The following is a 23822-nucleotide window of genomic DNA, read 5'->3' as shown; positions in this document are numbered from 1 at the left end:
CCTCTCCACGGAGGAGCCCGGCGCGACCCATGCCGGCGGGCGGCAGGCACCCGGCGGCGAAGGCCCCGCGCGCATGACCGGCGCGGGCGACCGGCCGAGGATCCGGCACAACGACTACTCCCCCCTCACGCCACCGCCGCTCGGCACGTGGACCCCGTCCCTGCCCGTGAGCGTGGTCATCCCCGCGTACGGGGGCCAGCACCGGCTCGACCTGACACTCGCCGCCCTGGCCGCGCAGTCCTACCCGTCCGGCCTGATGGAGGCCGTCGTCGTGGACGACGGCAGCGAGCCGCCGCTGCGCCTGCCCGACATCCGGCCGGAGAACACCCGCCTGGTACGCGGCGCGCCCGGGGGATGGGGCATCGCGCACGCGCTCAACACCGGCGCGCGCCTGGCCGAGGGCGAGGTTCTCCAGCGCCTCGACTCCGACATGGTGATCTGCCGCGAGCACATCGAGGCGCTCATGCGCTGGCACCACCTCACCGACTATGTGGTCACCATCGGCGCCAAGGTCTTCCTCGACGAGCCGGCGCTCACCGCCGCGCAGGTGCGCGCCGCCGTGCGCGACGGGGCGTTCGACACGCTCTTCGACCTCGCGAACGCCGTCCCGAGCTCCACGGAGGCGACGATCAGGCGGCTGGACGGCCTGCGCGCCAGCAAGAACCCCTACCACGTCTGCACGGGCCCCACCGTGTCCTTCCGGCGCGAGCTGTTCGAGCGGGTCGGCGGCTTCGACGCGCGGGTGCTCAGGGGCGAGGACACCGAGTTCGCCTACCGGCTCGCCATGAGCGGCGCCGTGTTCGTGCCCGACGCGCAGGCGCGCGCCGTCCACCTGGGGTTGCCCGCCCAGCGCGTCGACACCGACGCGACCGTCCGCGTCGTGGCCCCCTACCTCGCGCAGCGCGTCCCGCTGCGCCGCGACCTGCGCAAGGAGCCCGGCAGGCGCTGGCTCGTGCCCTACGTCGAGGTCGTCCTGGAGGTGGACGGCCGCCCTGAGCCGCAGGTGCGGGCCGTCGTGGCCGCCGCGCTCGGCGGGAGCCTGCCGGACGTGCGGGTGACGCTGGTCGCGCCGTGGGACCTGCTGACCGACGGCCGCCACGGCGTGCTCGACGACCCGCGTCTCGAACTGCGGCTGATCCGCGAGCAGTTCCGGTACGACGAGGGCGTGCTCCTCGCCCCGGCGGCATCACCCGACCTCGCGCCCGTCCCGTTCCGCTACACCGGGCCGGTGGACGTGCCGCTGCACCGCCGCTCGCTGGAAGTCATGATCAGGATGATGAACGAGGAACGCTCGGGGCTGCTCGTCGTGGAGTTCCCCGACGGCCGCACGGCGCGCATGGAGCGCACCGACGCCGTCAACCGCGCCCGCCTGCTCGCCGTTCCCGGCGAGGACCTCGCCGAGGTGATCGAGCGGACCCACGGCGTTAGCCGGGCTCCCGCCGCCAAGTTCTGGCCCCCGGACCGCAAGGCCGAACGCGCGCCCGCAGAGACCGCACCCCCGCCCGCCGGGACCGGCCACGAGGCCGCCGGTGCCGGACGCGCGCCCAGGACCGAACGCGAGCCCGTCGAGGGCGAACGCGCGCCCGCGGGCGAGCCGGCCGGGGCCGTGCCGGCGGGGAAGCTGGTCAAGCGGCTGCGCACGGCGCTGCGGGGCCGCTAGTTCCGCCGGCTCTCCTGGCTCTCCGCGGTCGGCGCGCCGCCGCGTGACGGGCCGGACGAAGGCGAGCCGGTGACGGCGGCCGAGGCGACCGCGTGGCACGCGCCGCGGCCGTCGGCCCTGGCGCGGACGCGGCCGGACGCGACGCGGACCGCCACCTCGGTCTCGTCGCTGACCGCGGGCACGCCGGCCGCCGCGGCCAGGACGCCCGACTCGTCGTGCACCACCCGCAGGCGGGGCCACGCCGGCGGCGGGAAGGCGCGGCGCAGGCAGGCGCGCAGCTCGGCGACGGTCAGCCGGGCCAGCGGGGCCAGCTCGCCGGGGTCGGCGGTGACCAGGACGGCGGTGACCGCGGAGCCGGGCGGCGCCGCCCGGACGGCCTCCTCGGCGGCTTCGAGCCGGTGCAGCCCGAGGATCGCCACCACGCCGTCGGCCGTGAGGTCCGCCGGTTCGTCCCGGACGGCGTCCATGGCGGGCGGCGGCGACCACGGCTCGTCGGCGGGGCGCGCCTGCGGGATGAACGGGATGTGCGGAGGCCGCCACACATCGCCCAGGTCGAGGCCCGCCAGGTGCTCGCAGACACCGACGACGTCGAAGGGCTCGACGAAGCCGGGCGCGGCGGCGTCGAGCTGCGTCGCGCCGTGCAAGGCGGTGAGGACGGACTCGGCCACGCGCACCAGGCGCTCGGCGGACGCCGCGGGCGGGCGCAGCCGTTCGAGGGCGAGCCCGAGCAGCAACGCGTCGAGCTTCATCAACTGCGCGAACGGGCGTCGGGTGCGCTCGTCGACCATGATCTCGGACATGAGGTCCATGCCGAGCCGGGCCGAGCCGGGCCGCTCGTCCGTGGTGAGCGGCAGCCGGGTGAGCCAGGCGCGGGCGAACGCGCTGAGCGCCTCGCGGGCGGTGCGGCCGTCCTCGGCGTGCGGGGAGGCGGGCACGCGTTCCGCCAGGTCGGCGAGGACGGCGAAGTACAGGGCCCTCTTACCGGGGAAGTTGGAGTAGACCGCGCCGCGAGTGAGGCCGGCCCGTTCGGCGATGGCGTCGATCTTGGCGTCGCGGAAGCCTCGCTCGGTGAACTCGTCTCTGGCGGCGGCCAGCACCTTGGCCCGGTTGCGCTCCTGAGTCTGCGCTCTGGTGAGCCGGCCCATCGTCCTCCTCACTGCGGCGCCGCCCGTCTGTGCGGAGCAAAGATACCTCGGCGTGCCGCCGGGCCGGGGTCATGGTTCTGAGCGGCCTGGGAGGGCGGTGCGCGAGGCCGGGGGAGAGGCGGGGCCGGTGATCACCACCGAGTGCTGGGGCACGGGCGGGGTCTCGCGGAGCGAGGAGTACCGGAAACGGCGGTAGGCCGTGATCAGGCGCCACGCGCGGGAGCGGCGCAGGCGGGCGATCAGTTCGCGGTACTCGCCCAGGCGGTGCTCAAGCCGGCGCACCCGATGCGCCAGACGGGTCGTCTCCGCGCGCAGCGCGGCGTTGCGGCCGAGCAGATCCTGCCCGGCGCGGGTCAGGACGGCCTCGCGGTCGGCCAGCTCCGCGCACAGGGCGCGCAGTTCGGCGATCTCGCCGTGCAGGTGCCGCTCGCGCTGGAGGAACGCGGTCTCGGCCCGGCTGAGCGCGAAACCGGGAGTGCCGCGCGGCTCGTCCCTGCGCACGGCGACGCCCGCGAGATGGTGGCGCAGCACGGTCAGCTCGCGGATCTCGAACAGCGGTTCCACCAGGTGGCGCAGGCTGCCGTGGTAGAAGACCCGCCGCCGCTCGGCGTCGTCCCCGCCGGGTTCGTCCCGCCGGTGGGCATCGTCCGGCTCCGCCGATCGGTCCTCCGGCTCCGCCGGCAACTCGTCCCGTCCGCCGGATTCGTCGGCGGAGACGTCACTGGAGACGTCACTGGAGACGTTGCCGGAGGCGCGGGCGAGGCGCAGGACGGCCTCGTTCACCCCGTAGGGGACGGTGAAGACGAGCGTCGCGGCCGGGCGCAGCGTCCTGTGGAGGGCTTCGAGCACCTGGACGGGGTCGCCGACGCGGTCGAGGATCTCTCCGGCCACGGCCGCGTCGAACGTCTCGTCGGGAACGCCGTCCAGCCCGTGCCCGTCCGCGACCGTGAACGCGACGCGCGCGGCGATGTCCGCGGGCAGCCGCTCGGCCCGCAGGCGCGCCCGGGCGACGAGCGGGGCCGCGAGGTCGACCCCGGTCACCTGGTCGCCTCGCTCGGCGAGCAGCAGCGACAGCTCGCCTTCCGCGCAGCCCAGGTCGAGTACGGAGATCGGGCGTCCAGGACGGCTGGCGGGCAGGTGGTCGAGGACCCAGTGCAGGCGGTCGTGGTCGTCCCCGGCCCGGACTAAGCTCGCGGCGGTCACGGCGGCGTTTTCCTTCCGGGCATGGTGGCGTCCCCCCAATTGTGGGGCAAAAGTGGTTAAAGAGACAGTGAGCTTTCCTGGTTCTTCAAGGATGCCTTCTTGCCGGCTTTCCGCCGTCACCTCGGCGCGCATGGCCGGGTATCTACGGTGGTGGCCGCGAGAGGCGGTCCAGCCTGTGGACACAAGACGCGGCGGGGGCTCGCGCCCCCGTAGACTCGTTGCCTGACACCGCTGGTAGCGGACTCATGGTTACGCGCTGTGGCGCCCGCTCGCCCCGGGCCGGGCGCGGGAGGAGTGACGATGGCTTGGCGTGGCCTGATCGAGGAATACCGTGACCGGCTCCCCGTCACCACGACGACGCCCGTGGTCACCCTGCTCGAAGGCGGCACGCCGCTGATCCCGGCCGGTCGCGTCTCGGCGCTCACCGGCTGCGAGGTCCACCTCAAGGTCGAGGGGCTCAACCCCACCGGCAGCTTCAAAGACCGCGGCATGACCGTGGCCATCAGCAAGGCCGTCGAAGACGGCGCCAAGGCCGTCATCTGCGCCTCCACCGGCAACACCAGCGCCTCCGCCGCCGCCTACGCCGTCCGCGCCGGGCTGACCTGCGCGGTGCTCGTGCCGCGCGGCAAGATCGCCATGGGCAAGCTGGCGCAGGCCCTCGTGCACGGCGCGAGGCTGCTGCAGGTCGACGGCTCGTTCGACGACTGCCTTGAGATGACCTGCAAGCTCGCGGAGAACTACCCCATCGCCCTGGTCAACTCGGTCAACCCCCACCGCCTCCAGGGGCAGAAGACCGCGGCGTTCGAGATCGTCGACGCTCTCGGCGACGCGCCCGACGTGCACTGCATCCCGGTCGGCAACGCCGGCAACATCTCCGCCTACTGGATGGGCTACCGCGAGTACGCCGCGGACGCCGTGGCCACGCGCACTCCGCGCATGCTCGGCTTCCAGGCCAGCGGGGCCGCGCCCATCGTCGACGGCGCCCCGGTCACCCACCCGCACACGATCGCCACGGCGATCCGCATCGGCAACCCCGCCTCCTGGCGCCTGGCCGAGGTCGCGCGCGACGAGTCCGGCGGCGCCATCCAGGCCGTCACCGACCGCCAGATCGCCGCGGCGTACAAACTCCTCGCCCAGGAAGAGGGCGTGTTCGTCGAGCTCGCCTCGGCGGCGAGCGTCGCGGGGCTGTTGCAGGCCCGCGAGCAGGGGCTCGTCCGCCCCGGCGAGCGCGTCGTCTGCACCGTCACCGGCAACGGGCTCAAAGATCCCGACTGGGCGATCTCCGGCGCGCCCACCCCGCTGACCATCCCCGTCGACGCCTTCGCGGCGGCCACCGCGCTCGAACTCGCATAGAGGGGCCGGCGGCCCGCGACATCACCGGGCGGCCCCGCGGCGCGAGTCGCGGGGCGCGACCGTATGATCGGCCGAGATCGACCGCATCCTTTCTGAGGAACCGCATGTCACCGAGCAGCACCGTCGTGGTCCGCGTGCCCGCCACCAGCGCGAATCTCGGGCCGGGCTTCGACTCGCTGGGCCTCGCCCTCACCCTGTACGACGAGGTCGAGGTCTCCCTTCCCGGCGACGCGCCGGCCGTCGCGCACGACCTGCCGGGCGTCGAGGTGCACGTCGAAGGCGAAGGGGCCGGCGAGCTGGACACCGGCGAGGGCCACCTGATCGTCCGGGCCTTCCGCGCCGCGCTCGACCGCGCGGGCGTGCCGCAGCCGCGCCGCCTGCGGCTGCGATGTCACAACCGCATCCCGCACGCCCGCGGCCTCGGCTCGTCCTCGGCGGCCATCTGCGCGGGCATTCTCGCCGCGCGGGCGCTCGCCGCCCCCTCGCTGTCCGATGACGACGTCTTCGAGCTGGCCACCCGCATGGAGGGGCATCCCGACAACGTCGCCCCGTGCCTGTCCGGCGGCCTGACCATCGCATGGAGCGACGGGTCCGGAACACCGCATAAGCTGGAACTGAGCCCGCATGGGGGCGTCCGACCTGTGGTGTGCGTGCCGAGAACCCGGCTCTCCACCGAGGCGGCGCGCGGGCTCCTGCCGAAGGACGTGCCGCATGCCGACGCTGCGGCGAACGCCGGACGCGCGGCCCTGCTCATCGCGGCGCTGACCCAGCGGCCCGAGAGCGGGCTGTTGCTCGCCGCCACCGAAGACCGCCTGCACCAGGCGTACCGCGCGCCTGCGATGCCTGGCACGGCCGATCTGGTAAAACGTCTCCGCGTGGCAGGGGTACCCGCCGTCGTCTCGGGCGCCGGTCCAACGGTTCTGGCGTTCGGAACGGCGGATACCCATGATTTGATCGCGTCGGAAGTGGGTAGTGACTGGCACATCCAGCCATTGGACGTCGATCCGTCCGGCGCGAGCGTTGAATCTCCCGAGACACGCTGATGCATCTTCGACCTTCAGGGAATAGCAGTGTGCGCTGGTGATGTTAGGCTGATAGCCGCACCAGGTGCCCCCATTGCGGGTGCGTGCTTGTCAGCCATACATCGCTGGATCGCGCCTTGCGTCGCAAGACACAGGCCGCACAGCGGGCTTCCCGAATTCATCGCCTCCGGTTGGTCCACATCCGGTTGGCGTGTCGAGAAGCGGCGTAATCGGGGACATGCGCGTTCGATCGGCATCGACATCTGGTCGGCGGTAACCAGCCGGGGGGCGACCCCCGGGCCCCCAACGGCTCACGAATCTCGACGGTGACGGCCACGCGCCGGTTAGACGCACCGGTTTACCGGCACATCGAGACTTCGTCCAGCCCGACCCGGTCTGTCCCGCCGGGTCGCACCACCGGGACGCCTGGCTGATCGTGGCCGACGCCCGACCCCTGGGAAGGACCTTTTAGTTGAGCGACACCACCGAACTCCTCTCCGACGCCACCGGCACAGCGCCGTCGGCCGCCGGCGACACCCCCACCCGCGCCGCGGCCAGGCCGCGCCGTCGCTCCGGCACCGGCCTCGCGGCCATGGTGCTGCCCGAGCTGCAGGCTCTCGCGTCGAGCCTCGGCATCAGCGGGACCGGACGGATGCGCAAGAGCCAGCTCATCGCGGCCATCCAGGAGAAGCAGGGCGTATCTGCTGACGGTGCCTCCACCTCCGCCCCCGCCGAGCCTGTCGCCGCTCCGGCTCCCACGGCCACGGCCGAGCCGGTGGCCGAGCGCCCCGCCCGTACCCGTCGGGAACGTTCCCGCCCGGCGCCGGTCGAGACCGTCGCCGAGACCCGCGAAGAGCGCGCCGCCGTCGCCGAGACGCCGGCCCCTGAGCAGGCTCCCGTCGCCGCGGCCCCGGCCGTCTCCGCGCCGGTCGAGGCCCCGCAGTCCGAGGGCCGCGCCGAGCGCGGCGAGTCCCGTCGTGAGCGCGGCGAGCGCCGCGGCCGTGGCGACCGTCGCGAGCGCGGCGACAACCGCCCCGACAACCGCAACGACAACGCCCGTCCCGAGCAGCGCGCCGCCGACGCGGGCGAGGGTTCGAGCCGCCGTGACCAGGGCCGCGACCAGTCCCGTGACCAGGGCAGAGATCGCGACCAGGGCCGCGAGCAGCGCGGCGACCGCGACCAGGGCCGCGAGCAGACGCGTGACCAGGGCCGTGACCAGGGCAGAGATCGCGACCAGGGCCGCGACCTGCAGGGCGACGACGACCGCCGCGGCCGCCGCGGCAGGTTCAGGGAGCGCAACCGCCGCGGGCGCGACCGTTTCGACAGCAACGAGCCCGTGATCGGCGACGACGACGTCCTCATCCCGATCGCCGGCATCCTCGACATCCTGGACAACTACGCGTTCGTCCGCACCAGCGGCTACCTGCCGGGTTCCAACGACGTGTACGTCTCGCTCGCGCAGATCCGCCGCAACGGCCTGCGCAAGGGCGACGTCATCACCGGAGCGGTGCGCCAGCCCCGCGAGGGCGAGCGCCGCGAGAAGTTCAACGCCCTCGTGCGGCTCGACACCGTCAACGGCATGGACCCCGAGCAGGGACGCAACCGTCCCGACTTCTCCAAGCTCACCCCGCTCTACCCGCAGGAGCGGCTGCGCCTGGAGACCGACCCCAACATCCTGACGACGCGCATCATCGACCTGGTGGCGCCGATCGGCAAGGGGCAGCGTGGTCTCATCGTCTCCCCGCCCAAGGCCGGCAAGACGATGGTGCTCCAGGCGATCGCCAACGCGATCACCAGGAACAACCCCGAGTGCCACCTGATGGTCGTCCTGGTGGACGAGCGTCCCGAAGAGGTCACCGACATGCAGCGGTCGGTGAAGGGCGAGGTCATCCACTCGACCTTCGACCGTCCCGCCGAGGACCACACCACCGTCGCCGAGCTCGCCATCGAGCGCGCCAAGCGGCTGGTCGAGCTGGGCCACGACGTGGTCGTGCTCCTCGACTCCATCACCCGCCTCGGCCGCGCCTACAACCTGGCGGCCCCGGCGTCGGGGCGCATCCTGTCCGGTGGTGTCGACTCCACGGCGCTCTACCCGCCGAAGCGGTTCTTCGGCGCCGCCCGCAACATCGAGAACGGCGGCTCGCTGACGATCCTCGCCACGGCGCTGGTCGAGACCGGCTCCAAGATGGACGAGGTCATCTTCGAGGAGTTCAAGGGCACCGGCAACGCCGAGCTCAAGCTCAACCGCTCCCTGGCCGACAAGCGCATCTTCCCCGCGGTGGACGTCGACGCGTCCGGCACCCGCAAGGAAGAGATCCTGATGTCCAGGGACGAGTTGCAGATCGTCTGGAAGCTCCGCCGCGTCCTGCACGCCCTCGACATGCAGCAGGCGCTCGAACTCCTGCTGGAGAAGATGCGCGAGACGCAGTCCAACGCCGAGTTCCTGCTCCAGGTCCAGAAGACCACGGTCAGCTCCGACCGCGACTGAGCTCGGTCCGCCCCGTCCGGGGCGAACGCGACGCACCAGCCCGGCCCGGCGCCGGAGCCGCCCGCTCCGCGCCCGGCCGGGCTTTCGCGTCCATCCGGGTCCATCCGGGCCGGTCTTCGTGTTCGCCGGTCGGCGCCGGCCCGGTGGTGGGGCTGGCCGCATCCTGCCGCGGGGGCTGACTCCATGGCGCGGAGCGTCCGGGCTTGGCAGGCTCTTGCCGTACGGGCCGGCAGGCCGGGACGCGCGCGGCTCGACAGGAAGGGTTCGGCATGGCTGGGGAGGCGGCGGCGAGGCGTCCGCCCTTGCGGATGAGGGTGCCGCTCGGCCCGCGTGGTCCGCTGGGGCTGCTCGTCGACCCCATGACCTGGCGGGCCGTCCCTTATCTGCTGCTCAGCATGTTCTGGGGCATCACCTGGTTCGTCATCCTGGTGACGGGTCTGACGGTCTCCTTCGCCCTGCTGGTGATCTGGGTGGGGCTGCCCCTTCTGGTGCTGACCATGCTGATCTGGCGGGGCGGCGCCATGCTCGAGCGGCGGCTGCTCCGCCTGGCGTTCGGCCTCACCATCCCCGACCCCTACCAGCCGAGGCCGGACGGTGGCGTGATGAGCGGCCTGCGCCGGCTGGTCTCCGATCCGGCGACCTACAAGGACCTCGGCTACCTGTTCCTGCTGCTCCCGCTCGGCCTGGTCGAATCCTTCGCGTCGTTCGTGCTGGGAAGCGCCTCCGTCGAGCTGATCGCGCAGCCGGTCGTGATGCTGTACGGCGTGCGCACGCAGATCAGCCACCGGCTCCTGGTCGACAGCGTGCCCGAGGCGCTGCCGTGGGCGCTCGGCGGCATGGTGCTTTTGTGCGTCACGCTGTACGTGGTGCGCGGCATGGCGTTGATCCACGGCATGCTGGCCGGGGCGCTGCTCGGCCCCGGCGACGAGGCGCGGGTCAAGCACCTGAGGGCCAGCCGGGCCAGGGGCGTGGACGCCGCCGAGGCCGAACGCCGCAGGATCGAGCGCGACCTGCACGACGGCGCGCAGCAGCGCCTGCTGGCCGTGGCCCTCGACCTCGGCAGAGCCCAGTCGAAGTTCGACACGGCGCCCGACGAGGCGCGCGCGCTGCTCGCGCAGGCCCACGCGGGCACCAAGGCCGCCATCACCGAGCTGCGCGACCTGGCGCGCGGCATCTACCCCGCGATCCTCACCGACAGGGGCCTGGACGCCGCCCTGTCGGCGCTGGCCGCCCGCGCGCCGGTGCGGGTGCAGGTCTCGGTGGACATCGCCGACCGCCCGCCGCCGGCCGTGGAGAGCATCGCGTACTTCATCGTCGCCGAGTCGCTCACGAACATCGCCAAGCACGCGGCGGCGACGGAGGCGTCGGTCTGGGTGGGCCGTCAGGAGCAGCGCGTGGTGGTGGAGGTCCGCGACAACGGCGTCGGCGGCGCTCACGCCCGTCCGGGGAGCGGCCTGGCGGGGCTCGCCGACCGCGCGGCCACCATCGACGGCACGCTGGCGGTCGAAAGCCCGCTCGGCGGCCCCACCGTCATCCGGGCGGCGCTACCGTGCGAGTGGTGAGTCCATCGGCGTTGTGGCCGGTGGCGACGCGGCGAGCGTGTGACGGCGTGAGGGTGGGGGTGCCCGGGTGCGGGTGGTGATCGCGGAGGACTCCGTCCTGTTGCGGGAGGGCCTGGTCAGGCTGCTCGGCGACGGCGGCATCGAGACGGTCGCCGCGGTGGGCGACGGGCCCGCCCTGGTCGAGTCCGTGCGCACGCACCGGCCCGACCTCGCGGTCGTCGACGTGCGGATGCCGCCGAGCCACACCGACGAAGGGCTCCGCGCGGCGCTGGAGGCGCGGGCGCTGCTGCCCAGCCTGCCGGTGCTGGTGCTGTCGCAGTACGTCGAGGAACGGTACGCCACCGAGCTCATCGGCCGGGGCGCCGCCGCGGTGGGCTACCTGCTCAAAGAGCGCGTCGCCGACGTGACGGAGTTCCTCGACGCCGTCCGGCGGGTGGCGGCGGGCGGGACGGTCATCGACCCCGAGGTGGTGGTGCAGCTGCTGAGCCGCCGGGGGAGCCACGACCCCCTCGACCTCCTGACCGCCAGGGAGTCCGAGGTGCTGGCGCTGATGGCCGAAGGGCGGTCGAACAACGCGATCGCCGCGCGTCTCGGCATCAGCGAGGGCGCCGTCGAGAAACACATATCTGGCATCTTCGGCAAGCTCGGCCTCGGCCCGGCTCCCGACGACCACCGCCGCGTCCTCGCCGTGCTGGCCTACCTGCGCAGGACATGAACCCGCGCGCTCTGTGCCCATCGCATGCCCCGTGCTGCCCACCCGATGACCACCGCGCACGCACCGCTCGTCCCTCCGCGGCGATATGACCCTCGGTGTACCAGACGGCTGCGCTGAGCACTGTTACCGAACTTTTGCGTGGTGCCGAGGGAGATTTGGCGGAACGGCGGTGTGCGGGGCCCTAAGCTCGGCGGGTCACCCGGACGACCGGGACAGGCGCCGGATCCGGCCCTCGCCGGGGAATGCGCGATGGCCTGGCGGGGTTACAGGATCTGGCACACTGGTAGCCGACCCAACGGCGGTTCCGGTTCCCGCCCGTCCGCGCGTCATAAGACCGCGAGAGACGAAGGCGACCCGGCGGCCGCGCCAGAGAGGATTGAGATGAAGCCCGACATTCACCCGACCTACGCCACCACGCAGGTCACGTGCAGCTGTGGCAACAGCTTCACCACCCGCAGCACCGCCAAGAACGGCGTCATCCACGCCGACGTGTGCTCCGCCTGCCACCCCTTCTACACGGGCAAGCAGAAGATCCTCGACACCGGTGGCCGGGTGGCCCGCTTCGAGAAGCGTTTCGGCAAGAAGCCCGCGAGCAAGTAGCTCCGCGCCCGACGCCGGCTCGGCATCGCTCCCGCGTGCGGGAGCGTGCCCGGGTCGGCGTTCTTGGTGATGGGCCAGGTTCTCGCCGGTGGTGAAGGAAAGAAGGACGCACGGTGAATCTCGACGAGTTGCTCAACGAGTACGCGGAGCTTGAGCAGCGGCTCGCCGATCCCGCTGTGCACGCCGACCAGAACCAGGCGCGCACCCTGGGCAAGCGCTACGCGCAGCTGACCCCGATCGTGTCGGCCTACCGCGAGCTGGAGGGCGTCCGCGACGACCTCCAGGCGGCCAAGGAGCTCGCCACGGAGGACCCGTCGTTCGCCGAGGAGGCCGCGCAGCTGGAGGGGCGGGTGGGCCCGCTGGAGGACCGGCTCAAGCAGCTGCTCATCCCGCGCGACCCCAACGACGACAAAGACATCATCATGGAGATCAAGGCGGGGGAGGGCGGCGAGGAGTCCGCGCTGTTCGCCGGCGACCTGCTCCGCATGTACCTCCGCTACGCCGAGCGCGTCGGCTGGAAGACCGAGATCATCGACGCCCAGCACTCCGATCTCGGTGGCTACAAGGATGTCACCGTCGCGGTGAAGGGCAAGGGCGCCGACGGCGTCTGGTCGCGCCTGAAGTACGAGGGCGGCGTCCACCGGGTCCAGCGCGTGCCGGTCACCGAGTCGCAGGGACGCATCCACACCTCCGCGGCCGGCGTGCTCGTGTATCCGGAGGCGGAGGACGTCGACGTCCAGATCGACCCCAACGACCTGCGCATCGACGTGTTCCGCAGCTCCGGCCCCGGCGGCCAGAGCGTCAACACCACCGACTCGGCGGTGCGCATCACCCACGTGCCGACCGGCGTGGTCGTCTCCTGCCAGAACGAGAAGAGCCAGCTCCAGAACAAGGAGTCGGCGCTGCGCATCCTGCGCGCCCGGCTGCTGGCCATCGCGCAGGAGGAGGCCGACGCCGCCGCCTCGGCCGAGCGCAAGTCGCAGGTCCGCACGGTCGACCGCTCCGAGCGCGTCCGCACGTACAACTATCCGGAGAACCGCATCTCCGACCACCGCGTGGGTTTCAAGGCCTACAACCTCGACCAGGTGCTGGACGGCGACCTCTCCGCGGTCATCCAGGCCCTCACCGACGCCGAGACGGCCGACAAGCTCGCCGCGCACTCCTGAGCCACGTGAACCCGCCGCCCCGAGAAGACCAGAAGCATCCCACGACCCCGCCGACGTACCTCACGAAAAGTCCCATGACGCTGCTGATGGACGAGATAGCCCTCGCCACCGCCCGGCTCGCCGAGGCGGGGGTGCCGTCGCCGCGCACCGACGCCGAGGAGATCGCGGCGTTCGTCCACGGTGTGCGGCGCGGCCAGCTCCACACGGTGCCCGATTCCGAGTTCGACGCCCTGTTCTGGGAGGGCATCGCACGGCGCGAGGCGCGCGAGCCGCTTCAGCACATCACCGGGCGTGCCTACTTCCGCTACCTGTCGCTCGAGGTGGGCCCCGGCGTGTTCGTGCCGCGGCCTGAGACCGAGGTGGTGGCCGGCTGGGCCATCGACCGGCTCCGCGAGATGGACGTCGCGTCCCCGCTGGTCGTCGATCTCGGCACCGGCTCGGGCGCCATCGCCCTGTCTATCGCCCAGGAGGTCGCGCTCGCGCAGGTGCACGCCGTCGAGGTCGACCCTGTGGCCTACGGCTGGGCCAAGCGCAACATCGTCGAGCACGGTCAGGGACGCGTCTCGCTGCACCCCGAGGACCTCGCCGACTGCCTTCCCGAGCTGAGCGGCCAGGTGGACCTGGTGATCTCCAACCCGCCCTACATCCCGCCGGGCGCCGTGCCGCGTGACCCCGAGGTCCGCGACTACGATCCGTCCCGCGCCCTGTACGGGTCGGGGAAGGACGGGCTGGACGAGGTGCGCGCCGTCGAGCGCACGGCCCGGCGCCTGCTGCGGCCGGGCGGCCTGGTCGCGGTGGAGCACGCCGACCAGCAGGGTTCGGAGGTCTACCTGGAGTTCTCCGAAGACCGAGGCTGGCGTGACGCGCGCAACCACGCCGATCTGGCGGGCCGCGACCGCTTCGTCACGGCGCGCTACGGCCAGGAGTGAGCGCCAGGGTGGGGGTTCCCGGCTCTGACCGGTCCGCCCACGTGGGAGGATGACAAGTCGTGAGCCGACGTTATGACTGTTCCAACACCGAGCAGCGTGCTGCCGGGATCGCCGACGCCGCGTCCGCCGTCCGGGCCGGCGAACTGGTGGTCATCCCGACGGACACCGTGTACGGCATCGGGGCCGACGCCTTCACGCCCTCGGCCGTCAGCGCCCTCCTCGACGCCAAGGGCCGGGGCAGGGACATGCCCGTCCCCGTGCTGGTGGGCACCGTACGGGCCGCCACCGCCCTCATCGAGGATCTCGGCACCTACGGGCAGGACCTGATCGACAACTTCTGGCCGGGGCCGCTGACGATCATCTGCCGGGCGAGCCGCTCGCTCAACTGGGACCTGGGAGAGACCAAGGGCACCGTCGCGGTCCGCATGCCGCTGCACGCGGTCGCGCTGCAGTTGCTCAAGGAGACCGGGCCGATGGCGGTGAGCAGCGCCAACAGGTCCGGCGAGCCGCCCGCGACGACCGCCGGCGAGGCCGAGGAGCAGCTCGGGGAGTCCGTCGCGGTCTACCTCGACGGCGGCGCCTGCGCCGACACCACGCCCTCCACCATCATCGACCTCACGACGCCCGTGCCCCGCGTGCTGCGCCAGGGCGCCATCCCGGTGGAGAAGCTGCGCGGCGTCATCGGGTACGTCGCCACGGACGCGGGCCCGGACACCGACGTCTCCGGCCTGGCGGGCGCGAGGGAAGCCCTCGACGAGGCCGCCCAGCCAGCCGAAGCAGAGACCCCGGCCAAGCCCGCCGACAAGGTGGAGTCTCTCGGCCGGCCTGCCGACACGGTGGAGCCTGCGGACGCCCACGAACCGCGCATCGACCGGTCTTCCGACAAGGCGGAGTCCGACGCCCGGCCTGCTGACAAGGCGGAGCCCGATGACCGGCCCGCCGACAAGGCGGAGTCCGACGATCCGATCAAGCCCGCCGGCAAGCCGGACGACGCCGAAGGGGTCGCCGGAGCGAGGCAGGTCGCCCCCGATGACAAGCAGGGGCAGGCCGACAAGCGGCCGTGACGGCCGCGTTCGTGGGTGGCCGCCGTGACTCATGCCGTATGGCTATCGTCCGTGGTCGTGGCCGCAGCGCCTCAGTAGCGTGAGGTGCGTCTGTGCTCTTGAGCGATCGTCTGTTGCGAGAGAGCATGGCTGCGAGCGGGCGCGAGCCCTTCGGCGGCGCATCAGCGGGTCAGAGGGAGCGGCGGTCACGACCACGGGAGACGCCCATGGGCAAGCTGGACGGAATGGACCCGAAGCTGGTCCGTGAGCTGTTGGCCGAGGTGGGACGTGCCGGGAAGCAGATGCGCGGCGCTGAGGCGCGCATCACCCAGTTGACCGGCGCCGCCGGCCTTTCGGTGCCCGTCACGTACCGGCCCGCCCAGATCGCCGACGCCGGCGAGACGCTCGTTCGTGATGTGAGCGCCCGGCTCGTCCTTCTTGAGAAGAAGGAGAAGCAGAACGACCCGGTGACCGGTCCCAAGAAGATGAACGGCGCCGGTCCCGACAAGCACGACGCCAAGTCTGACGACAAGACGGACAAGCCGGATAAGCCGCACGCGGCCGACAAGGACGGGCATCCGAAGTCCGACAAGGGCGGCAAGGACGCCCCTCCGACGGCCGACAAGCACGACTCGCCCAAGAGCGACAAGAACGACTCTCCGCAGGCTGACCGGAACCAGCAGAACGACGCTCCGAAGGCCGACAAGCCCGACAAGCCCGACAAGGACGACTCGCCCAAGAGCGATAAGAACGACCACCCCGACAAGAAGCACGCCCCCAAGGCGGACAAATCCGATCCTCCGTCCAGGCCGGACAAGCACGATGCGCCCACGTCGACCCCGCACGACAACAGTCACAAGGTCGACTCGCATCCCGATCAGCACGACAAGCCGGATAAGCACGAGCCGAAGGCTGACAAGCCGGATAAGAACGACGCCCCGAAGGCCGACAAGCCCGATAAGCACGACAAGCCCGAGGCCCCCCACGCCAACAAGCCGCACGAGAACGAGACGCCGCAGTACGTGGCTCCCCTTGAGGCAAATCCGCAGACCGGCCCGGACGCACAACAGCCGACCACGCCAGATCGGCAGCCGGATGTGGTCGATCAGCAGCCGACCGCGCCCGATCAGGTGCCTGATGTGGTCGATCAGCGGCCGGAGGCTCCGGTGGGGCAGCCGGACGGGACCGAGCAACAGCCACCCACCCCTGACCGGCAGCCCGATGTGATCGATCAGCAGCCGACCGGGCCCGATCAGCGGCCGGAGGCTCCGGTGGGGCACCCTGATATGCCTGATGAGCAGCTTGTCACGCCCGAGCGGCAGCCCGACGCCGTGGACCAGCGGCCCGACGCCATGGATCAGCGGTCCGGCGCTCCTCATGCGCAGAATGCGCCGCCCGATCAGCGGCTGGACACGCCCAACGCCGACAATCTCCATGACATCGACACCACGCGCGAGCGGACGAGGGTGATCGAGGTCGAAGGAGTGCGCGTCGTCGAGGTCACCATGAGGCCTCCCGGCGAAGAGCACCTTCGCTGGCTGATGCAGAACATGGACAAGATCCCGCCGATGGAGCAGCCGGTGGTCGTCCCGCCGGATGGTGCGCAACCTGGGCATCCGGCGCCGGACGGGCCGGTCGGGTACATCCAGCCCGATGATCCGTCCGGCTCGGCGAAGCCGTCGGCCCCGCTTCCGCCGGACTCGCCCGACTCTGCCGCCGATGCCAGTTCCGCCGATGCCAGTTCCGCCGATCCGAGTTCCGGTTCAGGTTCCGCCGGTTCGGGTTCTGTGGGGCTTGGGGGGCCTGAGCGGGGCGTACATGCGGGGGAGCAGCTTCGGACCGGTGTCCATGCCCCGTCGGCGGAAGAGGCCCGACACGGCCATCTGAGGGCTCACGGCGGCCTTCCCGTGGCATTCGACTCCGATGCGCCCTACGAGGGCTCGCCGCCCGGTTCGCCGCCGGACGGAGACGCCGGCCCGCCGCCCGGCGGCCACGGACGGTTGACCGATCCGTCGCCGGACGCCGATCCTGAGCGCATGTTCGGCGCGTCGCCGCGAGGCGGGTCCGCTTCGTCGTCCGGTTCGTGAAGGAGGGCCGCCAGAGATGTACGCCGATCCCCCGGCTCCGCAGCCGCTCCAGCCCGGAGAAGGACCGCCGACCTCGTCCGCCGACCCGTTCAACCCGGACGGGCAGGCGACGAGCTGGCGGTTCAACCCCGAGTACCAGAAGCTCGTCGATCTGTGGCAGCAGGTGCTCCCGCTGCTCGAAGGCCTCACCAGCTCGCTGGACAAGGCGCAGCAGATGGCCCGCAGCAGGGACGTGTGGGACGCGCCGGTCGCCGAGCGCTACGTCCAGGACATGAGCGAGTGGCGCAACCGCCTGGGCATGTACCGGCAGTCGGTGCTGACCGCCATCAGCGACCAGGCCGCGGACACCCCGCGCTGGGTCCCGGTCGCGGCCGGCGCCCCGCACGCCTACAGCTGACTCCGAGAGGCACTCCCCGGCCGGGTGCCGGAGCCCCGCGGAGGGCTGGGCTTACAGTGGGGAGACCGGTGTCCTTACCGCGTACGGTCCTGTGCGCGGGGAAGGAGTGGTGAGCCAGCCATGCCTGCGAGACGGCGCGACCACGGACCTGCCCGCCAGGCCGACGGCCCCGAGCACGACCACGACCCTGCGGACCACATGGACGATTCCGGCCGGGAGCCCGCCCACCACATGGACGGTTCCGAACGGTCACTCGGCCGCCAGAGGGATGACGTACCGGCCGGTGAAGGCTTCGGCGACGCCGGCGACGGGGCCGGTGACGGGGACGACGCGGAGTTCTACGGGCCCGACTTCGCGCGGCTGCGGCGGCAGGATCCTGAGATCGCCCAAGTGCTGCTCGACGAGGTGGCGCGCGTTCGCGGCGGCCTGCAGCTCATCGCCAGCGAGAACCTCGCCTCGCCGGCCGTGATCGCGGCCCTGGGCTCCACGCTGACCAACAAGTACGCCGAGGGTTACCCGGGCAGGCGCTACTACGGCGGCTGCGAGGTGGTGGACCGGGCGGAGCGGCTCGCCGTCGAGCGGGCGACGGCGCTGTTCGGCGCCGACCACGTCAACGTCCAGCCGCATTCGGGCGCGTCGGCGAACCTGGCCGCGTACGCCGCCCTGCTGCGGCCGGGAGACACGGTGCTGGCGATGGCGCTGCCGCACGGCGGCCACCTGACCCACGGATCCAAGGTCAACTTTTCCGGCCGCTGGTTCGACGTGGTGGCGTACGGGGTGCGGCGCGACACCGAGACCATCGACTACGACGAGGTGCGCGACCTCGCGGTGCGGCACCAGCCCAAGATGATCATCTGTGGCGCCACGGCCTATCCGCGGCTCATCGACCACGCGGTGTTCCGGTGCATCGCCGACGAGGTCGGCGCGTGGCTGCTGGTGGACGCCGCGCACACGATCGGCCTGGTGGCGGGCCGTGCGGTCCCCTCGCCGGTGCCGCACGCCGACGTGGTGACGTTCACCACGCACAAGGCGATGCGCGGGCCGAGGGGCGGCGGCATCCTGTGCACCTCCGAGCTGGCCTCGCGCATCGACCGGGCGGTCTTCCCCTTCACCCAGGGCGGCCCGATGATGCACTGCATCGCGGCCAAGGCGGTGGCCTTCGGAGAGGCGCTGCGGCCGGAGTTCCGGGAGTACGCGGCACAGGTGATCGTCAACTCCCGTGCGCTGAGTGACGCGCTGGCGGCCGAGGACATGCGCCCGGTGTCCGGCGGAACGGACACCCATCTGGCGCTCGTCGACCTGCGCGATGTCGGCGTGAGCGGGGCGGCGGCCGAGCAGAGCTGCGCGCGGGCCGGGATCATCCTCAACCGCAACGCCATCCCCTACGATCCCGAACCGCCGACGGTGACCTCGGGCATCCGGGTCGGCACCCCGTGCGTGACGACGCAGGGCATGGGAGTGAGCGAGATGAAGGAGATCGGGTCGATGGTGGCGCAGGCCGTGCGTCATCCGGGTGCGATAACGTCGGTGGCCGAGAGGGTGGCACGGCTCACACGGGGTCATCCGGCGTATCCACGTGGTTAATGTGCAGTACTGTGCAATTTTTCGGTCACATTTGACCGAACAATCCGGGAAACTGGGGTCGTGCGCGAATACCTCCTCATGGCGTCGGTGGCCGCGGTGGTCACCTACCTGCTCGTACCGCTGGTCAGGGTCTTCGCCCTGCGCATCGGCGCCGCGCCCGAGATCCGCGAGAGAGACGTGCACACCGTCCGCACGCCGCGCCTTGGCGGCCTGGCCATGTACGCCGGCATGCTGGCCGGGCTGTTCGTGGCGAGCAGGCTCGACCACATCGGCGAGAAGCTCGCCGACTCGCGCATGGGCGACGGCCACACGGTCATCGCCCTCGCCCTGGCGGGCGGGGTCATCGTGGTCATCGGCTTCCTTGACGACTGGTGGGGCATGGACGCCTTCGTCAAGCTGGGCGGCCAGATCGCCGCGGCGGGGCTGCTGGTCGCGTTCAAGCTGACCCTGCTGTGGATCCCGCTGCCGAACGGCGGAACGGTAAGCCTGGACAACACGCTGACCACGATCATCACCATCCTGGTGGTGGTGGTCGCCATCAACGCGGTGAACTTCGTGGACGGCCTGGACGGCCTGGCCGCCGGCATCGTCTGCATCGCGGCCATGGCGACGTTCGCCTGGACCGTCGCGCTCACCGACAGCCTCGACCAGGGGCGTCTCAGCGTCACGGCGGCCATCACGGCGATCCTCATCGGGATGTGCCTGGGCTTCCTGCCGCACAACTTCCACCCCGCCAAGATCTTCATGGGCGACACCGGGGCGATGCTGATCGGCCTGGTGCTGGCCACCTCGGTCGTCACCGTGACCGGCACGGTCGACTACAACGGCGCAGGCGACATCAACCGCTTTCCGGTCGTCCTGCCCATCCTGCTGCCGCTCGCGGTCATGGTGCTCCCGCTGGCCGACCTGATCATGGCGGTGGTGCGGCGCACGTCGTACGGCAAGTCGCCGTTCGCGCCCGATCGCGGCCATCTGCACCACCGACTGCTGCAGATCGGCCACTCGCACCGCCGCACGGTGCTCATCATGTACGCGTGGACGTTCCTGTTCGCCGCGACCGTCGTAGGGCTTTCGGTCGGCGGCGTCCCGCTGATCGTCTTCCCGGTGGTCGTGCTGCTGGCACTGGCGGTGCTGGTGATGATGGGCCTGCCGCTGTGGCGGTCGGGCAGGGGCGGGCGCGGTGGCGGCGGCGTCCATGCCATGCGCCAGGGGCCAAGGCCCGGCGAAGGTCCGGCCGCCAAGGACCCCCCGCTGCCGGGCACGGCCGCGGCGTCCTCCTCGGCGTCCCCCACCACGGCCACCACCAGCGGGTGACCCGTCTGACCTGATCACGGACCGTTTCGCCGACCGGTTCTCCGGACCTGTGCCCGCCCCTTCCCGGACCCGGTCCAGGACCCGTCCGGAGCTCGTCCCGAAGCCGCCCGCAGGTCCCGCGCCGAGATCGTCCGGCGTGGCTCGCGGAGATCATCTGCTGCCTTCGGCCGCCCGATAATCGACCCGAAATCGCAGGTAAAGGCAGTACTCCCTGAGCTTGTGATATCTTTCACTAGCAGTGGGCCCGGCAAGGCCCGGGTCACGTCAGCCCTGTAAGGTAGCAATCGCTCGCTTGACAACTGATGCCCTGGAGCACCGATGCAGGACAACGATCTCCGAATACTCAGAGCAGCCGTGATCCCGACGGCTCTGGTCGGCCTGATCGCCGTCGCCGTCGCAGCGCTCCTCGTGGGCTCCAAGGGCGCGCTCGGCGCGGGCATCGGCGTCATCGTCGTCGCGGCCTTCTTCACCATCAGCCTGATCGCCGTCGCCTACGCCGCGCGCGTCTCTCCCGCGATCATGATGGCCGCCGCCATGGGCACCTACCTGGTGAAGATCCTGGTACTGGCCGTGCTGCTCGAACGTTTCGCGGACGCCACCATCTGGGACCCTCAGTCGTTCAGCCTGACGGTCGTCGCCTGCACGATCTGCTGGACCATCGGCGAGGCCCGCGGCTTCCTGCGCCTTCGCATGCTCTACGTCGATCCTGAGGTCAAGGTTCCCGGCCACCTCGAGGAGAAGAGGTGAGCCGTAATGCTCCGCGCCGCCGCTTCCAATACACTCTCATCGGCAGACGGGGCGCGACGAGTCACCGTCGAGGGCCTGAGAGGCACATCTCTCCAGGCTGGCTCGATATGACTAGTCATGGCCGCGCCTGCTATTGTCGCGTGCGCGGTAAACAGGGTCGGGGAACATCTGTCCGAGCCATCGAGCCCTGGTCTCCTCGCCCTCTTTCTACTTCTCATCCGGCCAGCCCGTCCGCGGCGTGGTCACTGGATGGCCACTTGACCGATCAACACGACGAAGGGAATGACGAGTGAGCGCCACGCTGACGCCTCTCGCCTCCGATGAGTTCACGGCTCCGGGGCTCGGCATTTTCGACTGGCCGCCGCTCGTCGAGGGTCAGGCCTGGTTCAACAAGCCGGCTCTGCTCGCGCTGACCGGCACCCTGCTCGTCATGGTGCTCGTCTTCGCCGCCTTCTCCCGGCCGAAGCTCGTGCCGCGGGGCTTCCAGAACATCGGTGAGCTCGCCTACCAGTTCGTCCGCGAGCAGATCGCCCGGCCGAACCTCGGCAAGGACAGCGACCGCTGGATGCCGCTGCTGTTCACGCTGTTCCTCTTCGTGCTGGTCCTGAACCTGTTCGGCTCGGTCATCTTCATCCAGTTCCCGGTGATGTCGCGCATCGGCTACCCGGCGATTCTGTCGATCTTCGTGTGGCTGCTGGTCATGTACCTGGGCATCAAGCACCAGGGGCCGATCGGCTTCTTCAAGAACGTGATGTTCCCTCCCGGCCTGCCCGGCTGGATCTACGTGCTGGTCGCGCCGATCGAGCTCATCTCGACCTTCTTCCTGCGCCACATCACCCACGCGGTCCGGCTGTTCGCCACCATGATGGCCGGCCACCTGATCATCGCGCTGTTCTCCGAGGTCGGCTGGCACTTCCTGGTCACCAACCTGACTCCGCTCGGCGCGCCTCTGGGCATTCTCGGCGTCGTGATGACCATCCTGCTGACCGCCTTCGAGCTGTTCATCCAGGCGCTGCAGGCCTACGTCTTCGCGCTGCTCGCGGCGATGTACATCAACGACGCGCTGCACCCCGCCCACTGAGTCCCGCCCCGGCGGCACCCCCGATACGTTCCGCCCCGCCCGACAACTCCAGTGGGGACGTCCACTGGTCGATAGAAAAGGAAACCTAAGCATGTCTGGTGTTCTCGCCGAAGTGACCGGCAACCTCGGTTCCATCGGTTACGGCCTGGCCGCCATCGGCCCCGGCATCGGCATCGGCATCATCTTCGGCCAGGGCGTGCAGGCCATCGCCCGCCAGCCCGAGGCCTACGGTCTCATCCGTCAGAACATGATCCTGGGCTTCGTTTTCGCCGAGGCGCTCGCGCTGATCGGTATCGCGCTCGCGTTCGCCTTCCGGGCGTGACAGACGATCTGCTCTGAAGGAAGGCGGCATTCATGATTGCGATAGCGGCAGAGGAAGCGACCAACCCACTTCTTCCGCACCCGGCCGAGATGGTCATCGGCGGAGTGTCGTTCCTGGTCGTTCTGTTCTTCGTCGGCCGCCTCCTTGTGCCCCGCATCCAGAAGACGCTGGAAATGCGGACCGAGGCCATCGAGGGCGGTCTCAAGAAGGCCGAGGAGGCCCAGGCCGAAGCCCAGCAGACGCTGGAGGAGTACCGGGCCAAGCTGGCCGAGGCCCGTCACGAGGCCGCCCGCATGCGCGAGGAGGCACGTGAGCAGGCCGCGCAGATCAAGGCCGAGCTCCGCGAGGAGGCCCAGGCCGAGGCGCGGCGCCTGATCGAGGCGGCGCACGCCCAGATCGAGGCCGACCGCCAGCAGGCGTTCACCCAGCTGCGCGCCGAGCTCGGCCGCCTGTCCATCGAGCTGGCCGGCCGCATCGTCGGCGAGTCGCTGGAGGACCAGGCACGGCAGAGCGGCGTCGTTGACCGCTTCCTCGACGAGCTGGAGTCCGCCGGCGAGGCGGCGGTGCGCTGATGAGGGGCCTGAGCCGTAGCTCGTTCGCCGAGGTCGAAGAGCGCTTCAACGCGGTGGCGGCCTCGGCCGACCTCGGCCGGCTGGCCGAGGACCTCAGCGCGGTCGCCGTCCTGCTCGACGCCGAGCACGGGCTGCGCCGCAACCTCGCCGACCCCGCCCGCCCGGCGGAGCAGAAGGCCGAGGTCGTGCGCGCCCTGCTGGGCGACAAGATCAGCGAGGCGGCCGTGCACACGGTCGTCGCGGCCGTCTCGGTCAGGTGGTCCAAGTCGGCCGACCTGTCGGACGCGCTGGAGCGGCTCAGCGTCGTGGCCTCGGCCGCCGAGGCCGAGTCCGCCGGCAGGCTCGACGACGTGGAGGACGAGCTCTTCCGCTTCGGCCGCATCGTCGAGGCCAACCCCGAGCTGCGCATGGCGGTCATGGATTCCGCCGTTCCCGCCGACGCCAGGCGGGGGCTGGTCGCCGACCTGCTGCGCGACAAGGTGGCGCCGAGCTCGCTGCGCCTGATCACGCAGCTCGTGCTGTACCCGCGAGGGCGTAGTTTGGAACGTGGGCTGGAGGAGTACGGCCAGCTCGTGGCGGAGCAGCGACAGCAACTTGTCGCCGTGGTGCGCAGCGCGGTTCCGCTGACCGACGGGCAGAGGCAGCGCCTCACCGCCTGGTTGCGCACCACGTATGGACGCAACGTCCACCTCAACACCGAGGTGGACCCACGGGTGCTCGGTGGGTTCTCGGTCCGGCTCGGCGACGAGCTGATCGACACCACGATCGCAGGACGTATTGAAGAAGTCCGCCGCCGGTTGGCCGGCTAGGAGTGTCAGGGCGGCCGATGATT

General features: G+C 71.3%; 20 protein-coding genes and 1 pseudogene. 19 read left to right on the top strand and 2 right to left on the bottom strand.

Features of this window, described 5'->3' with window-relative positions; genetic code table 11:
• Nucleotides 1-73: 73 nt before the first annotated feature.
• Nucleotides 74-1660, top strand: coding sequence for a glycosyltransferase (locus ACZ6QO_RS16545; protein ID WP_465851490.1), 1587 nt, complete (start codon nucleotides 74-76; stop codon nucleotides 1658-1660).
• Here the strand turns inward: ACZ6QO_RS16545 and ACZ6QO_RS16540 are convergent.
• Together ACZ6QO_RS16540 and ACZ6QO_RS16535 are read right to left on the bottom strand one after the other, a co-directional pair.
• The gene (locus tag ACZ6QO_RS16540; RefSeq protein WP_465851489.1) at nucleotides 1657-2805 is read right to left on the bottom strand and encodes a TetR/AcrR family transcriptional regulator; all 1149 of its coding nucleotides are present in this window, start codon (nucleotides 2803-2805) and stop codon (nucleotides 1657-1659) included. The two genes, ACZ6QO_RS16545 and ACZ6QO_RS16540, sit on opposite strands and share 4 nt — an antisense overlap.
• A 69-nt stretch (nucleotides 2806-2874) precedes the next feature.
• On the bottom strand, nucleotides 2875-4008 hold the full coding sequence (locus ACZ6QO_RS16535; protein ID WP_465851487.1) for a class I SAM-dependent methyltransferase: 1134 nt from the start codon (nucleotides 4006-4008) through the stop codon (nucleotides 2875-2877).
• A 294-nt stretch (nucleotides 4009-4302) separates the two neighbouring features.
• Between ACZ6QO_RS16535 and thrC the strand changes: the two genes are divergently transcribed.
• The 18 genes and pseudogenes from thrC (at nucleotide 4303) to ACZ6QO_RS16445 (ending at nucleotide 23799) form a co-directional block, all read left to right on the top strand.
• Nucleotides 4303-5361, top strand: coding sequence for a threonine synthase (thrC, locus tag ACZ6QO_RS16530; RefSeq protein WP_465851485.1), 1059 nt, complete (start codon nucleotides 4303-4305; stop codon nucleotides 5359-5361).
• Nucleotides 5362-5465: 104 nt separating this feature from the next.
• Nucleotides 5466-6404: a homoserine kinase gene (gene thrB, locus ACZ6QO_RS16525; RefSeq protein WP_465851483.1), complete on the top strand. Its 939-nt coding sequence runs from the start codon at nucleotides 5466-5468 to the stop codon at nucleotides 6402-6404.
• A gap of 451 nt (nucleotides 6405-6855) precedes the next feature.
• A complete protein-coding gene (gene rho / locus ACZ6QO_RS16520) occupies nucleotides 6856-8871 on the top strand; it encodes a transcription termination factor Rho (protein WP_465851481.1) in 2016 nt (671 codons plus the stop codon).
• 269 nt (nucleotides 8872-9140) lie between these two features.
• Complete coding sequence (locus ACZ6QO_RS16515) at nucleotides 9141-10433, top strand: sensor histidine kinase (protein ID WP_465851480.1); 1293 nt, start codon at nucleotides 9141-9143, stop codon at nucleotides 10431-10433.
• A 67-nt stretch (nucleotides 10434-10500) separates the two neighbouring features.
• Nucleotides 10501-11148 (top strand): response regulator transcription factor, encoded by a 648-nt coding sequence (locus tag ACZ6QO_RS16510; RefSeq protein WP_465851478.1) that lies wholly within the window; start codon nucleotides 10501-10503, stop codon nucleotides 11146-11148.
• 381 nt (nucleotides 11149-11529) lie between these two features.
• A complete protein-coding gene (rpmE, locus tag ACZ6QO_RS16505; RefSeq protein ID WP_465851477.1) occupies nucleotides 11530-11748 on the top strand; it encodes a 50S ribosomal protein L31 in 219 nt (72 codons plus the stop codon).
• A 113-nt stretch (nucleotides 11749-11861) separates the two neighbouring features.
• Nucleotides 11862-12914 carry a peptide chain release factor 1 gene (gene prfA, locus ACZ6QO_RS16500; RefSeq protein WP_465851476.1) on the top strand — a complete coding sequence of 351 codons (1053 nt, stop codon included), beginning with the start codon at nucleotides 11862-11864 and terminating at the stop codon, nucleotides 12912-12914.
• 74 nt (nucleotides 12915-12988) lie between these two features.
• Nucleotides 12989-13843 (top strand): peptide chain release factor N(5)-glutamine methyltransferase, encoded by an 855-nt coding sequence (gene prmC / locus ACZ6QO_RS16495; RefSeq protein WP_465851474.1) that lies wholly within the window; start codon nucleotides 12989-12991, stop codon nucleotides 13841-13843.
• Between the two features lie 59 nt (nucleotides 13844-13902).
• Nucleotides 13903-14536: pseudogene (locus tag ACZ6QO_RS16490) on the top strand (L-threonylcarbamoyladenylate synthase); the annotation flags it as partial.
• Between the two features lie 577 nt (nucleotides 14537-15113).
• Nucleotides 15114-16973 carry a hypothetical protein gene (locus tag ACZ6QO_RS16485; RefSeq protein ID WP_465851472.1) on the top strand — a complete coding sequence of 620 codons (1860 nt, stop codon included), beginning with the start codon at nucleotides 15114-15116 and terminating at the stop codon, nucleotides 16971-16973.
• Nucleotides 16974-16989: 16 nt separating this feature from the next.
• The gene (locus ACZ6QO_RS16480; RefSeq protein WP_465851470.1) at nucleotides 16990-17370 is read left to right on the top strand and encodes a hypothetical protein; all 381 of its coding nucleotides are present in this window, start codon (nucleotides 16990-16992) and stop codon (nucleotides 17368-17370) included.
• Nucleotides 17371-17490: 120 nt separating this feature from the next.
• Nucleotides 17491-18954 carry a serine hydroxymethyltransferase gene (locus tag ACZ6QO_RS16475; protein WP_465851468.1) on the top strand — a complete coding sequence of 488 codons (1464 nt, stop codon included), beginning with the start codon at nucleotides 17491-17493 and terminating at the stop codon, nucleotides 18952-18954.
• Nucleotides 18955-19014: 60 nt separating this feature from the next.
• Nucleotides 19015-20268, top strand: a complete 1254-nt coding sequence (locus ACZ6QO_RS16470) for a glycosyltransferase family 4 protein (protein ID WP_465851467.1) — start codon at nucleotides 19015-19017, stop codon at nucleotides 20266-20268.
• Nucleotides 20269-20586: 318 nt separating this feature from the next.
• Nucleotides 20587-21015, top strand: coding sequence for a hypothetical protein (locus ACZ6QO_RS16465; RefSeq protein ID WP_465851465.1), 429 nt, complete (start codon nucleotides 20587-20589; stop codon nucleotides 21013-21015).
• 289 nt (nucleotides 21016-21304) lie between these two features.
• Nucleotides 21305-22096, top strand: a complete 792-nt coding sequence (gene atpB, locus ACZ6QO_RS16460) for a F0F1 ATP synthase subunit A (protein ID WP_465851463.1) — start codon at nucleotides 21305-21307, stop codon at nucleotides 22094-22096.
• Between the two features lie 91 nt (nucleotides 22097-22187).
• Nucleotides 22188-22418 (top strand): ATP synthase F0 subunit C, encoded by a 231-nt coding sequence (atpE, locus tag ACZ6QO_RS16455; RefSeq protein WP_465851462.1) that lies wholly within the window; start codon nucleotides 22188-22190, stop codon nucleotides 22416-22418.
• 32 nt (nucleotides 22419-22450) lie between these two features.
• On the top strand, nucleotides 22451-22990 hold the full coding sequence (locus ACZ6QO_RS16450; protein ID WP_465851460.1) for a F0F1 ATP synthase subunit B: 540 nt from the start codon (nucleotides 22451-22453) through the stop codon (nucleotides 22988-22990).
• Complete coding sequence (locus tag ACZ6QO_RS16445) at nucleotides 22990-23799, top strand: F0F1 ATP synthase subunit delta (protein ID WP_465851458.1); 810 nt, start codon at nucleotides 22990-22992, stop codon at nucleotides 23797-23799. Before ACZ6QO_RS16450 ends, ACZ6QO_RS16445 begins: the two co-directional genes overlap by 1 nt.
• The last annotated feature ends 23 nt before the right edge of the window (nucleotides 23800-23822 follow it).

This window comes from Sphaerisporangium sp. NPDC049457 (assembly GCF_055586705.1).
The sequence above is the reverse complement of the archived record's forward strand: the minus strand, read 5'-3'. Positions and strand labels throughout refer to the sequence as shown.